The 12787-nt window shown below is 36.3% G+C and carries 9 protein-coding genes, 1 tRNA gene and 2 riboswitches; of the genes, 3 read left to right on the top strand and 7 right to left on the bottom strand.

What is annotated here, in order from left to right:
• Window positions 1-24: 24 nt before the first annotated feature.
• The 3 genes from AB8S09_RS10475 to AB8S09_RS10465 form a co-directional block, all read right to left on the bottom strand.
• On the bottom strand, window positions 25-849 hold the full coding sequence (locus AB8S09_RS10475) for an ABC transporter substrate-binding protein (RefSeq protein ID WP_369869090.1): 825 nt from the start codon (window positions 847-849) through the stop codon (window positions 25-27).
• A 193-nt stretch (window positions 850-1042) separates the two neighbouring features.
• Entirely contained in the window at window positions 1043-1729 is a 687-nt protein-coding gene (locus AB8S09_RS10470) for a beta/alpha barrel domain-containing protein (protein WP_294182962.1), read from the bottom strand.
• 125 nt (window positions 1730-1854) lie between these two features.
• Window positions 1855-4251 (bottom strand): homocysteine S-methyltransferase family protein, encoded by a 2397-nt coding sequence (locus AB8S09_RS10465; protein ID WP_294182960.1) that lies wholly within the window; start codon window positions 4249-4251, stop codon window positions 1855-1857.
• Window positions 4252-4348: 97 nt separating this feature from the next.
• Window positions 4349-4454, bottom strand: a riboswitch (SAM riboswitch).
• Window positions 4455-4574: 120 nt separating this feature from the next.
• Window positions 4575-4696, top strand: a riboswitch (SAM riboswitch).
• A 116-nt stretch (window positions 4697-4812) separates the two neighbouring features.
• Between AB8S09_RS10465 and AB8S09_RS10460 the strand changes: the two genes are divergently transcribed.
• Window positions 4813-6096, top strand: a complete 1284-nt coding sequence (locus AB8S09_RS10460; protein ID WP_294182958.1) for an O-acetylhomoserine aminocarboxypropyltransferase/cysteine synthase family protein — start codon at window positions 4813-4815, stop codon at window positions 6094-6096.
• Window positions 6097-6177: 81 nt separating this feature from the next.
• On the opposite strand, the gene AB8S09_RS10455 is transcribed toward AB8S09_RS10460, so the two are convergent.
• The 3 genes from AB8S09_RS10455 to AB8S09_RS10445 are packed head-to-tail and all read right to left on the bottom strand — an operon-like array spanning window position 6178 to window position 10550.
• Entirely contained in the window at window positions 6178-7182 is a 1005-nt protein-coding gene (locus AB8S09_RS10455) for an isocitrate/isopropylmalate dehydrogenase family protein (RefSeq protein ID WP_294182956.1), read from the bottom strand.
• 24 nt (window positions 7183-7206) lie between these two features.
• A complete protein-coding gene (locus AB8S09_RS10450; RefSeq protein ID WP_369869104.1) occupies window positions 7207-9144 on the bottom strand; it encodes an aconitate hydratase in 1938 nt (645 codons plus the stop codon).
• Window positions 9145-9179: 35 nt separating this feature from the next.
• Complete coding sequence (locus AB8S09_RS10445) at window positions 9180-10550, bottom strand: hydroxymethylglutaryl-CoA lyase-like TIM-barrel protein (RefSeq protein WP_294182952.1); 1371 nt, start codon at window positions 10548-10550, stop codon at window positions 9180-9182.
• 395 nt (window positions 10551-10945) lie between these two features.
• On the opposite strand from AB8S09_RS10445, the gene AB8S09_RS10440 reads away from it, so the two are divergent.
• Both AB8S09_RS10440 and AB8S09_RS10435 read left to right on the top strand, forming a co-directional pair.
• Complete coding sequence (locus AB8S09_RS10440; protein WP_294182951.1) at window positions 10946-11668, top strand: lysophospholipid acyltransferase family protein; 723 nt, start codon at window positions 10946-10948, stop codon at window positions 11666-11668.
• Window positions 11669-11692: 24 nt separating this feature from the next.
• The gene (locus AB8S09_RS10435) at window positions 11693-12559 is read left to right on the top strand and encodes a ComEC/Rec2 family competence protein (protein ID WP_294182949.1); all 867 of its coding nucleotides are present in this window, start codon (window positions 11693-11695) and stop codon (window positions 12557-12559) included.
• A gap of 99 nt (window positions 12560-12658) precedes the next feature.
• Here AB8S09_RS10435 and AB8S09_RS10430 read toward each other — a convergent pair.
• Window positions 12659-12733: transfer RNA gene (locus tag AB8S09_RS10430), tRNA-Asn, on the bottom strand.
• Window positions 12734-12787: the final 54 nt, after the last annotated feature.

Here is a 12787-nt window from a genome sequence, read left to right as displayed (position 1 = left end):
CAATCCATTTCCTTTCTTAAAATATTATTTGTATATATCTTCTCCAAACCATTTTGTAGAAATTTTGGACATAGTTCCGTCTTTTTTCAATTCATCAAATGTCTTTTGTACTTCTGCCTCTAATTTTTTATCACCTTTTTTAAACCCTATTCCCATGGGTTCCTTACTTAATTTTTCACTCAAAACATTATATTGACTTTTTTTATTTGATTTGGATATATAGTATTTTCCAACAGGTTCATCCACTACTACTGCATCCAATCTTCCTATCAAAAGATCCTGAAGTTCCTCAGTAGTTTTATCGTATTTTTTCACTTCTTTTATATTCTTAAATTTCTTAACTACCTGTTCACTGGTAGTACCAAGTCCCACTCCTACCCTTTTACCGTCCAAATCCTTTGAACTCTTAACGGAACTATTTCCAGACTTAGTAACTATAATTTGATAATTTTCCACATAGGGTTTAGAAAAATCTATCTGTTTTTTTCTGTCATCCGTTATACTCATTCCAGATATTATGGTATCAAACTTTCCAGATTTAAGCGCTAAAACTATCCCATTGAATTCAGTACTGATAAACTGAGCTTTTACTCCCATTTTTTTAGCTATTGCATTTGCCATGTCTATATCAAAACCCTGAAGTTTATTTTGACTGTCCCTAAACTCCATAGGCGGAAAAGAATCTTCCAGACCCACCTTCAGAACACCTGATTTTTTCACTTTCTCCAATGTATCCTGAGAACCTTGTCCATTTTGTGACGTATTACCGCTGCCGCCGCAGCCTGCCAACAATACTGCCGTACATATCACCGACAGTCCTATTGTTATTATCTTCTTGAATTTTTTCATTTCTATCTCCTCTTTTCAAATAATAAAAACTTTAATTCCTTAGATTAAATATATAAATAATTATACATATATTATTATAATTATGCAATACCTTTTTTGTGATTTTTTTTATTTTTTAACTTGATTGAAACAAAAAAACTGAAAATATAATATTTAATCTATATTTCCAGTCAGCTTACATTACTTATTAAATTTAAGCATTTCTATACCGCTCCATGGTTCCTTTAAAAAGTTCGGCAGTAGACGGGGGTGTGTACGAAATGGCATTTGCACCTGCCTCTATAGTTTTTCTAATGTTTTCTTCATTTTTCCCTCCTGTGGCTATTATAGGGAATTCAGGATGATTTTTTCTTATCTTTTTCACCAAATCTATACTATTTTTGCCTGCAGCTACATTTAATATTGAGGTACCCGCTTCTATTCTCTTTTCAATATCGTCTCTTTCAGAAGTTACTGTAACTATAATTGGAATGTCAATTGCATCTCTCACAGCTCTTACAATTTCATTAGGCGTAGGACTATTTACAACTACCCCCATTGCACCGTTAAATTCAGCATTAAGTGCCAGATTTATAACACGCTTTCCGGTAGTAAGTCCTCCTCCTACTCCGCAAAATATTGGCATGTCAGAAGCTGCAACGAGAGCTTCTGTTATAACAGACTGAGGTGTGAAGGGATATACCGCCAAAATTGCATCTGCGTTTATGTTCTTTATAATCGCTATGTCCGTAGTAAAAGCAAGAGATTTTATTCTTTTCCCAAAAACTTTTATTCCGCTGGATTCTCTTATGATAAGAGGGAGATTTATCATGTGATCCCTAAGTGTCCCTCTTATTTCTGGTACGTACTTTGCAATTTTTCCATTAGCTTTTTCATTCATCTTTATCTCCCCAAACCAATATATATTTTTTTTCAAATATATTTTACATTAACTACAAATAATATTCCATAAAAATTTCATGAATTTAAAATTTAATAGCCGATTTTTATTTTTATTTCAACATTTTAAACTGTGGTGGATACCGGGAAAATTTTTTGAGCTATTTTAACAGCTTCCCTGGCATCTTTTGCATAGTAGTCCGCACCTATCATATCTGCATAATTTTGGTTCAGCACTGCCCCGCCTACTACAACTTTACATTTAAGCTGATTTTCTCTCAAAGCATCTATAGTCTTTTTCATATTCGGCACAGTGGTGGTCATAAGTGCACTGAGCCCTACAAGTTTTATATCCCTATCCTTCACAGTACCAACTACCTTTTCTATATCCACATCCCTGCCCAAATCTATTACATCAAATCCGTAGTTTTCCAAAAGTACCTTTACTATATTTTTTCCAATATCATGTATGTCGCCCTTTACAGTAGCCAGTACTATACTGTCTTTTTTTATACTTTTCTTTCCATCTTTCAATATTTTTTTCTTTATTATTTCAAATGATTTTTTCACAGTCTCTGCAGACTGTATAAGCTGGGGTAAAAACACATCCTGCGACTCATACATTTTTCCAACTTCATCCAGAGCCGGTATTATATATGAATTCACTATATTTTCAGGCTTCTCAACTTTTAAAAGACTGGATGTAATCCTTGCAGCTTCTTCTCCCATACCCTCAATAATTGCATCATTCAATTTTTTATCGGTCTCACTGCATTTTACCTTTGGAGAATTAGATTTAGATCCATATTCACCTATATAATTTTCTCCCTCTTTGTCTATCCCAGTTAAGACCTGGAATCCCGCTATAATATCTTTCATTCCCTGATCCTGTGTGTTCATTATCGGAAGATCAAGACCTGCATTAAGCGCCAGAGCAAGAAAAGTCCTATTTAATACACATCTTCTCGGAAGTCCATAGGATATGTTGCTCACTCCCAGAACAGTTTTAACCCCAAATTTTTCCTTTACAAGTTTTACAGCTTTTATTGTCTCCATGACTTCCTTCTGCTGTGCCGATGCAGTAAGTGTCAGACAGTCAACTATTATATCTCTTTTACTTATACCATAGGAAGCTGCAGTTTTTATTATCTTACCTGCAATTGAAACCCTGTCCTCTGCATTATTTGGTATTCCATTTTCGTCTATAGTAAGAGCTATTACACATCCTCCATATTTTTTGACTATCGGAAATACAGTCTCCATAACTTTTTTCTTCCCGTTGACAGAATTTATTATGGGTTTTCCGTTGTATATCCTGGCTCCAGCTTCTAGGGCCCTTGGGTTGGGACTATCTATGTCAACAGGCAGCTGAACCACCTCTTGAACTGCCTTTACAGCTTTTTTCATCGTAGAAGGTTCATCTATTTCAGGCAATCCTACATTTAACCCCAATATATCAGCTCCTTGATTATCCTGGACAACAGATTGCTTTTTTATATAATTTACTTTTCCCTCTATCAGTTCTTTCTTATAATCTTCCTGTCCCGTGGGATTTATTTTCTCCCCGATAATCTTTATCCCTTTCCCTATAAAAACAGTTTTAGTAGGAGAACAGACTGCAGTATAGCCCTTTTCTCTTATATCAAGAGGTTTCATAAATTTAAGGGCATTTACAATAGATTCTATGAATTCAGGATCTGTACCGCAGCAGCCCCCAAAAATCCTGACTCCTTTCTTAGCCATGATTACTATATTATTTGAAAATTCTTCAGGGGTTATATCATAAACCGTATTTCTGCCGTCGTATCTCGGAAGTCCTGCATTTGGCTGAACTAAAACAGGGATGGATGAATACTTTAATATTTCATCCACAATTCCCTGAAGTTCAGCTGGTCCAAGAGAACAATTTACTCCGAGGACATCTACCCCCAAACCCTCAAGTGCAACTACCATGGTTTTAGGATCAGTACCCATAAGAGTTCTGCCATCCTTCTGAAAAGTCATTGTACAAAATACCGGAAGAGATGAATTTTCCTTAGCTGCAAGAACAGCTGCCTTAGCTTCATACAGATCAGACATGGTTTCTATTAGGATCAAATCCGCTCCTGTTCTTTCACCTATAACAACCTGATTTTTAAACAGTTTATACGCTGCCTTGAAGCTTAAATTTCCAGTTGGTTCCATAACCTGGCCTATTGGACCTAGATCCAATGCGACCAATTTTCCTTTTCTCCCGGCCTCTTCTTTTGCAATTTTCACCCCGGCTGTAATAATATCCTCTATAGTATAATCTGAAGAATTATATTTAAGTTCATTGGCTCCAAAAGTATTGGATATTATTATATCCGCCCCTGCATCCAGATACTTTCTATGTATCTGTTTTATAACTTCCGCATCGGTCACATTTAAGATTTCCGGAAGTTTTCCAGGTTGAAGCCCTGATTTTTGAAGCATAGTTCCCATAGCCCCATCAAATAACATGAACTTTTTGTCAAATTTACTCAGTAGATTTTTAAATTTCATTTACTCCACCCCTTTTCAAATACAATTTTGCATATAAAAAGCCGCTTTTCCCAAGACAAGGAAAGCAGCTTACAATTTCATCTATAAAAAGCAATCTTTCTTATCTTTCAGAATTAATTCTATTCTGCAGGAATTGACACCGATACGTAACTGCCGGTTGTCGGATTTCACAGGGCCTGTCCCTCAATCTCTCTTGATAAGAATATTTTAATATTAATACTTAAAACCAAAATTGTCAAATGTATAAATTTTTTATTTTTTTCATTTTTCTCTTGACAAGTTATATAATCTTCTGTTATGATTTTCTTAATCAAATACGAAACTTCTTATCCAGAGCGGCTGAGGGACTGGCCCTATGATGCCCGGCAACCTGAATGATCATTTCCATTCAACGGTGCTAATTCCAGCAGACATATGCAAAAGCATGTAGTCTGAAAGATGAGGAGCATGAAGAAAAATCTTCTTGTATCTCATCGGCAGGAAGATTTTTTATTTTGCCAATTTAAATAGAAGTTTCGTCCAAAAATGTTTGATACATCAAAATATGAGGAGGAAATAAATATGAGTGAAAAGAGAAAATTAGGTTTTGAAACTCTACAAGTACATGCAGGACAAGTGCCTGATCCAACAACAGGAGCAAGGGCGGTCCCAATCTACCAGACAACATCCTTTGTATTTAAAGACGCTGACGAGGCTGCAGATTTCTTTCAGCTGAAAAAACCCGGAAATGTATATGCAAGAATAATGAATCCAACAGAAGATGTATTTGAAAAAAGAATAGCCGCTCTTGAAGGCGGAAGTGCAGGCCTTGCTACAGCATCAGGCTTGGCGGCAATATTATATGCCATATTGAACGTGGCAAATACAGGGGACAATATAGTTTCTGCCAGCACTCTCTATGGTGGAACATACGAACTGTTCTCTGTCACTTTGAAAAAGTTGGGAATTGACGTGACATTTGTAGATCCCGACGATCCTGAAAACATAAGAAAAGCAATCAAAGATAATACAAAAGCCGTCTATGCTGAAACCATAGGAAATCCAAGAATAAATGTATTGGATATAGAAGCAGTGGCAAAAATAGCACACGAAAATAAAATACCACTTATTGTAGATAATACTTTTGGGACTCCTTATCTTGTTAAACCAATAGACTGGGGTGCAGACGTAATTGTTCATTCTGCAACCAAGTTCATAGGTGGACATGGAACTACCATAGGCGGTGTCATAGTTGATGGCGGAAAATTCGACTGGAGGGCAAGCGGAAAATTCCCTGACTTCACTACACCTGACGAAAGTTACGGAGGACTTGTATATGCAGATCAAGGTCCTACCGCATTTGCTACAAAAGCAAGAGTGCAGCTTTTGAGAAATACCGGTGCCACATTGAGCCCTCAAAGTGCATTTTATTTCCTCAACGGACTTGAATCACTTTCACTAAGAGTTGAAAGACATGTTGAAAATACAAGAAAGGTAGTTAAATTTCTAAGCAAACATCCAAAGGTTTCATGGATAAACTATCCTGAACTGGAAGGAAGTCCATATAGGGAACTGGCTAAAAAATATTTTCCAAAGGGAGCAGGTTCTATATTTACTTTCGGAATAAAAGGTGGATTTGAAGCTGGAAAGAAATTTATAAATAGTGTCAAGTTATTCTCTTTACTTGCAAATGTGGCAGATGCGAAGTCACTGGTAATTCACCCGGCAAGTACAACTCATGCAGAACTAAACGCAGAACAACAGAAAGCTGCAGGAGTAACTCCTGATCTCATAAGACTTTCGATTGGCGTAGAGAGTATAGATGACATAATATATGATTTGGACCAAGCCCTTGCAAAAGCTTAATTAGACAACTTCCTAATCTTTTTATATAATTTAATTATAAAAGGCTATCCCTACAATTTGATGTGGAGATAGTTTTTTATTTTACAAATTTGAAATTATTTCATCTGTAAACTCGTCAGTAGTCGAATTCCCTCCAAGGTCAGGAGTTTTATGTTTTCCTTCTTCAAGCGTCTTTTCCACTGCCCTTTCAATTCTGTCTGCAGCTTCCTTTTCATGTAAATAATTTAGCATCATAACCGAAGACAGTATAATAGCTGTAGGGTCTGCCTTATTCTGTCCCGCAATGTCAGGGGCCGATCCATGTGCAGGCTCAAATATAGCTTGATTTTTTCCTATATTAGCTCCGGGAACCAATCCAAGTCCTCCAACAAGCCCAGATGCCAGATCTGACAATATGTCGCCGTACAAATTAGGCATCACAAGCACATCATATTTTTCAGGATGCAGTACCAATTTCATACTCATGGCATCCACTATTACATTGTCAAATTCTATATTTTTGTAATCACGGGCCACTTCCTCAGCTGTTCTCAAAAAGAGCCCATCTGACAATTTCATTATATTGGCCTTATGAACAGCAGTTACTTTTTTTCTGCCATTATTAACTGCATATTCAAAAGCTGCCTTTACTATTCTTCTGCTGGCATTCTTGGATATTATTTTCACGCCTTCCGCCGTTTCATCATTCACCATAAATTCTATTCCCGCATAAAGATCCTCTGTATTTTCCCTGAATATGACCAAATTCACATCATTGTACTTGGATTCTACACCTTTATAAGTCTTTATGGGCCTTATATTGGCATATAAATTCAGCCTTTTTCTCAAAGTCACATTAACACTCCTAAATCCCTTGCCCACCGGTGTGGTCACAGGTCCTTTCAGTGCTACCTTGTTTTTTTCTATACTGTCAATAACCTTCTCAGGAATGGGAGTGCCGTACTTATCTATAAACGCCGCCCCGGCTTCAACTACTTCCCAATCTACATCAACGCCGCTGGCAGCTATAACTTTTGTCGCCGCCTTACTAACCTCCGGCCCTATACCGTCGCCGGGAATAAGAGTTATCTTATGTCTGTTCTTCATGAAATAAATTACCCCCTTAATTATCTATATGTTCAACTTCAAATGCTGCTCTTTCATTAAATTCAACAGTCCACCATATTTTATCATATTTCTCTGCCTTTGGGTAACATTAAACGACATATTATACTCTTTATTTTTAGTCTTATTCTTTACTACAATCACATCACTGTCAATTTGTTCAAACATATCTACCATCTCAAGTTCATCCATCACATCTATATCTTCATAGTCTTCAGGTTTTTTAAAAGCCAGGGGAATTATTCCATTATTTATGAGATTTTGTCTGTGAATTCTAGCAAAAGACTTGGCAAATACCGCCTTTACTCCCAGATAAAGTGGAGCCAGTGCGGCATGTTCCCTGCTGGATCCCTGTCCATAATTTTCTCCCGCCAATATAAAGCCTCCTGAATTTTTTCTCGCTTTTGAAGGGAAATCTTTATCGCAGGGTGTCAGACAGTAATTGGATAAATACGGTATATTGGATCTGTAAGGTAATAACTTTGCATTAGAGGGCATTATATGATCTGTAGTTATATTGTTTCCTACCTTCGTGAGAACTTTTCCGCTTATCACGTCAGTCAGAGGCTTTGCCTTTGGAAATGGCTTTATATTAGGTCCCCTCATTATTTTTACATTATCTCCATTCTCACTTGGTTTGACCACCATATTGTCATCTATTAAAAATTCTTTGGGCATGTCAATTTCATAAGGCTTTCCAAAACACCTTGGATCCGTGATATGGCCTGTTAATGCGGAAACAGCTGCAACTTCCGGGCTTACCAAATATACCTTTGCAGATTTAGTGCCGGATCTTCCTTCAAAATTTCTATTGAAAGTTCTAAGAGATACAGCATCAGTAGCAGGTGACTGCCCCATTCCTATACAGGGTCCGCAGGCACTCTCCAATACTCTCGCACCTGCACCTATCATATAACCTAAAGCTCCATTTTTAGACAACATATTCAGAACCTGCCTTGAACCAGGTGATATTGTAAGTGAGACATTTTCATCTACAGTTCTTCCCTTTAGAATATTTGCAACTTTCATCATATCGACATAAGATGAATTGGTACAACTTCCTATACACACCTGATTCACTTTTATACTTTCCAGTTCAGAAACAGCAGCCACTTTATCAGGGCTATGCGGACATGCAGCCATAGGCTCCAGGGAAGATAAATCTATCTTCATTTCCTCATCGTAGCCCGCATCTTCATCCGGCTCAACGCAGGAAAAATCTTTTTCCCTTCCCTGTGCCTTTAAAAATTTATAGACTACGTCGTCGCTGGGAAATATCGAAGTGGTAGCACCGAGTTCTGCCCCCATATTTGTTATAGTTGCTCTCTCAGGGACGGACAGCGTCTTTGCACCTTCTCCCACATACTCGAATATCTTTCCGATCCCGCCTTTAACAGTAAGTCTCTTTAGCATTTCTAGAATTATATCTTTTGCTGTAACCCATTCTCTCAATTTGCCCTCTAGATTTACCTTTACTATCTTGGGCATATTCAAGTAATACTCTCCACCGCCCATGGCTACTGCCACATCAAGCCCACCTGCACCGATGGCAAGCATTCCTATACCACCTGCCGTAGGAGTATGGCTGTCAGAACCCAGAAGGGTATCTCCCGGCACTCCAAATCTCTCCAAATTAACTTGATGACATATCCCATTTCCCGGTCTGGAAAAATATATGCCGTGTTTCTTCGCCATAGTTTGAATGTACAAGTGGTCGTCCGCATTTTCCGGACCCGATTGAAGCATATTATGATCTATAAAAGCCACGGACTTTTTTGTCTTCACTCTATCTATTCCAAGTGCTTCAAACTGAAGGTAGGCCATAGTGCCTGTAGAATCCTGGGTAAGAGTTCTATCTATTTTTATTGCAATTTCCCTGCCAGGAACCATTTCACCTTTAACCAGATGATTCTTTATTATTTTTTTTGCTGCGTTCAATCCCACATTGCATCCCTCATTTCTATAAATATATTGTTTAATCAACTAGCTCTCTCTTCTTTTTTTTCTACAATTTCTGGCATTAATTTTTTAACTAGAAGTTCAAGTTCATTGTTACCTATCATTGTAGTTCTTCCTGATTTATATTGTTCATCTACCCACAATTTTATTTTATTGACCCTCTTGTCTTTTTTGTCAACTTTATCGCTGTCCTTTAATTTGTAGTAAGTATTAATCCAAGCTGCAATTCCAGCATGCCCTGAATACTGGTTCACCGCTACCACAATTGGCTTTCCCAAAATTTTATCTGTGTCAAAAGCATTGTAGATCTCTTCGTCTTTTAACATTCCGTCCGCATGTATTCCTGCCCTGGTTTCATTAAATTCCCTTCCAACAAAAGGTGTCCTTGTAGGTATATCGTACTTCATCTCTTTGCTAAAGTATTCGGCCAATTCCGTTATGACATGTAAATCCATATTGCCCGTGTTGCCCTTCAGCTGTGCATATTCAAACACCATTGCCTCCAGTGGACAGTTGCCAGTTCTTTCACCTATTCCCAGCAAAGAAGTATTTACAGAAGAAGCTCCATACAACCAAGCCGTCGCGGAATTATCTACTACACTGTAAAAATCATTATGTCCATGCCATTCTATTAAATCAGAGGGAACTCCACAGATAGTCCTAAGTCCGTAAATAATCTTCTGAACACTCCTCGGAACAGCTACTCCGCCATAGGGCACTCCCAGTCCCAAAGTATCACAAGCTCTTACTTTTACAGGGATGTTCGCCTCTCGAGACAGTTCCATCAGCTTGGTCACAAGCGGGACTACAAATCCATAAAAATCAGCCCTGGTAATGTCCTCCAAATGACATCTCAGATAAATTCCGCTGTTCAAGACTTCCCGAGCTATGTCCAAATACATATCCATAGCCTCCTGCCTCGTCATCTTGAGTTTTTTAAATATATGGTAATCTGAACAGGACATAAGCATTCCAGTTTCTTTAATCCCCATCTGCTTCACAAGTTTAAAATCTTCCTTATTGGCTCTTATCCATGAAGTCACTTCAGGAAATTTATAACCTCTTTCAATACATGTCTCAGCTGCCTTTCTGTCTTTTTCTGTATATAAAAAAAACTCTGTCTGTTTAATTATACCAGAATTATTATCCAATTGATGAAGATAATCAAAAATTCTTATTATCTGCTCGCTTGTATAGGGTGGCATAGATTGCTGTCCGTCCCTAAAAGTCGTATCTGTAATATACATTTTTTCTGGAATATCCATAGGAACATGTACATTATCAAAAGCTATTTTCGGTATTTCATCATAAGGAAATATGTCCTTATAGAGATTAGGACTGCTTACATTATCCAATCTGTAATTGACAGAACTCTTTTTCAAGAAAATCATCCCCCTGGCTTAAAATATTGGATCTATAATTTTAAATGGATTTTTGAATCATTATTGTCTATTTATTTCATATGTATCTTCTACAGCCCTATATAATTTAAAGATCCATTTAATAATCATAGCTTATTTAATTCATATAATAACAAATTAATTATTATTGTAACACTTTTATTTTATATTATCAAATAAATATTTTTTATTTATTATAATTGAATTAAGTCTATTATTATATGCAATTACTATATAAATAGGATTTTTATCTTATGAATTGGCTTAATGAATATCTCCAGCAAAAGTTAAATTATTCATTCAATATATATGATAATTGGATATGATATAATATATAGGTAATATTTGCGAAATCATCGAGTGATTCTACAAGGAGGAATCAAATTATGCTAAAAACTATTTTCTTGTACTTTATTTTTATTCTATACATGATAGGTACAATAGCCAAAAAAATAAAATTGGAAAAAATAAAAAGTACCGGTAATAAAGAAAAAGCAGAAAATTACATATATATTTCTGTAAAAAAATGGGCAAATTTCATTCTAAATCTAATGAATGCCAGAATTAAATTAATAGGTAAAGAGAATCTTCCGAAAGTTCCCTGCCTCTTCGTTTCCAACCACCAGGGATTTTTCGACATACCTATAATTATATCTGTCCTTGACAGAACAGTGGGATTTATAGCTAAAAAGGAAATTACCAAGATAGGACTGCTCACTTATTGGATGGAACAGATAAATTGTGTTTTTATCGACAGGCAAAATATACGTGAAGCTGTAAAATCAATAAACAAAGGCATACAAATTTTAAAAAGCGGCCAAAATATGGTGATATTTCCCGAGGGAACCAGAAGTAAAGGGCCTAAAGTGGGTAATTTCAAGAAGGGAAGTTTAAAACTGGCTCTAAAATCCAAAGTGCCTATAGTCCCTATTGCCATAGACGGCAGCTACAAATTGAGGGAGGGTAACAAACACAGTGTATTAAAACCAGCTGATGTGAAAATAACTATATGTGAACCGATATATACCGATAATCTTTCAAAGGAAGAGCTTTCAAATCTATCCAACATAATAAGGCAAAAGATATCCGAAAAAATACTGCCATATTAATACTGTTAAAGGAGCTGTTACAATGTGAAATTTATAAAAAAATACCTAAATATAATAAGCATACTCCTAATAGCAATCTTCATATTCTCCGGCTGTACTAAAAATGCTGTCAATGTACTGAATTCAAAAGTCAGATCTTCCCATATCATAATTCATTACATAGATGTAGGACAGGGTGACAGCGAACTCATTCAGGTAAATGGCAAAAATCTTTTAATAGATGCAGGTCCAAATGAAGCTAAAGATAATTTAATATCTTATCTGAAAAAATATGATATAAAAAAATTGGACTATGTAATTGCAACTCATCCAGACGAAGATCACATAGGAGGAATGAGTTCAATAATAAAAAAATTTGACATATATAAATTTTATGCTCCTAAAAAGACGGCCAATACTATAACTTTTGAGAATATGATAACTGCATTGAAACATAAAAATATGAAAATAAATGTTCCAATTCCACAAGTCACAGATTTAAATTTAGGTAAAAACACCAGAGCTGAAATATTAGCTCCAAACAATACTGCATATGAAGATACCAATAACTATTCTATAGTTTTGAAAATCACCTATGGAAATACTAAATTCCTATTCACAGGTGATGCCGAAAATAAAAGTGAAGATGAAATAATAGCTAAAAATTATGATCTTTCAGCAGATGTATTAAAAATTGGACACCATGGAAGTTCGTCTTCCACTTCAACAGAGTTTTTAGACAAAGTTGATCCCAAGATAGCTGTAATAAGTTGTGGAAGGAATAATAAATACGGACATCCAACAAGAAATACAGTAAATAAACTAAAAAAGAAAAATATACAAATTTATAGAACGGACGTAGACGGAACTGTACTGCTAACAAGTGACGGCAGCAAAATCAACAAAAAATAATCTGTAATAGTTCTTATTCTTATTCCATAGCACAAAAAATCAGGCTTGCATAAAAGCCTGAAAAACTTCCCTGATATAATATAAATTCAAAAAATAAAATGGCTCCGTGGAGAGGGCTCGAACCTCCAACCCTTCGGTTAACAGCCGAATGCTCAACCATTGAGCTACCACGGAACAAATCAAATATAAATATATCCGGCAGCGACCTGCTCTCCCACAGGGCCTCCC

Origin of the sequence: Clostridium lapidicellarium (assembly GCF_041224415.1) — a bacterium.
GTDB lineage: Bacteria > Bacillota > Clostridia > Clostridiales > Clostridiaceae > Clostridium_B > Clostridium_B lapidicellarium.
The sequence above is the reverse complement of the archived record's forward strand: the minus strand, read 5'-3'. Positions and strand labels throughout refer to the sequence as shown.

Excerpts from the sequence above, each read along its gene's own strand:
- AB8S09_RS10440 (WP_294182951.1), top strand. The coding sequence starts at position 10,946 with ATGCTAAAAACTATTTTCTTGTACTTTATTTTTATTCTATACATGATA.
- AB8S09_RS10455 (WP_294182956.1), bottom strand. The coding sequence starts at position 7,182 with ATGAAGAACAGACATAAGATAACTCTTATTCCCGGCGACGGTATAGGG.
- AB8S09_RS10460 (WP_294182958.1), top strand. The coding sequence starts at position 4,813 with ATGAGTGAAAAGAGAAAATTAGGTTTTGAAACTCTACAAGTACATGCA.
- AB8S09_RS10465 (WP_294182960.1), bottom strand. The coding sequence starts at position 4,251 with ATGAAATTTAAAAATCTACTGAGTAAATTTGACAAAAAGTTCATGTTA.
- AB8S09_RS10445 (WP_294182952.1), bottom strand. The coding sequence starts at position 10,550 with ATGATTTTCTTGAAAAAGAGTTCTGTCAATTACAGATTGGATAATGTA.
- AB8S09_RS10475 (WP_369869090.1), bottom strand. The coding sequence starts at position 849 with ATGAAAAAATTCAAGAAGATAATAACAATAGGACTGTCGGTGATATGT.
- AB8S09_RS10470 (WP_294182962.1), bottom strand. The coding sequence starts at position 1,729 with ATGAATGAAAAAGCTAATGGAAAAATTGCAAAGTACGTACCAGAAATA.